Genomic DNA, 897 nt, shown 5'->3' with positions numbered 1-897 from the left:
AATACTTTTTTCTTTTCATTTCAATTGTTCATTCAGGTCATTGCTCACACTGACACTGCCACCCATGGTGATGCGTGACACATTATTACTCAATCATCGCCGCTAAATGACTCAACTAGCTAGCTAGCCAGCGGCTATACTACAGCACATAGTTTCTTCAGTGGGGGACACCGCCGGCAGCAGCGTAGGGGCATGGAGTCGGCTGCTGCAGGCCGCACATCGCCGTCAGTTGCTGCGCTATCTGCGCCGCCAACAGCCCCGCGACCTGGCCGCTTTGCGGCTGCTGCTGCAGGATGGACTGGAGGACCAAGCCGAAGATCGCCTGGTACCGGTGCTGCGGCTCCACCTGCCTGAGCTGCTGGCAACACTGCTGCCGCAACGACTGGCACTGAGGCGAGCAGTAGGGCGTCGCCGTCGGGCTGCACTGATGCCTCAGGAACTCGACGCACTGGCCCAGGATCGGGGTGCTGCCAACGCCGCAGGTTCCCTGCAGCTGGCACGGGCTTGGATGCGGCTGTTGGCACGGGCATGGGTGTGGCTGGGGATGAGGCTGAGGCCGGGGCGGTTGAGTAGGGTAGTGGCATGGTGGCGGCGGCAGATGAACCGGCGGCGGCACATGGACCGGCGGTGGCAGGTGGACCGGCGGCGGCAGGTGGACCGGCGGTGGGAGATGCACCGGAGGTGGCAGGTGAACCGGAGGTGGCAGATGCACCGGCGGCGGTAGATGAACCGGCGGCGGTGGCTGGCAGCCGCAGCCGCCGCTTGTATGCGTGGAGGTGGCGCTCGCAGCGAGAGCCAGGAGAGCGAGGGCAACGAGCAACACCCTCATGGTGTCGATCGGGTTCTTCTGCGCTCTGGAGTAGATAAAGCTAATGGTCTGAAGACCCAGTGGTGGTG

Annotated in this window: 1 protein-coding gene; it reads right to left on the bottom strand. The window is 63.2% G+C overall.

The features are described from left to right. Nucleotides 1-157: 157 nt before the first annotated feature. On the bottom strand, nt 158-379 hold the full coding sequence (locus ACYVK3_RS03835) for a hypothetical protein (protein WP_460495938.1): 222 nt from the start codon (nt 377-379) through the stop codon (nt 158-160). Nucleotides 380-897: the final 518 nt, after the last annotated feature.

This window comes from Glycomyces tarimensis, assembly GCF_054776215.1.
Note: the sequence above shows the minus strand (reverse complement) of the source record. Positions and strands in the feature narration are given on the sequence as shown.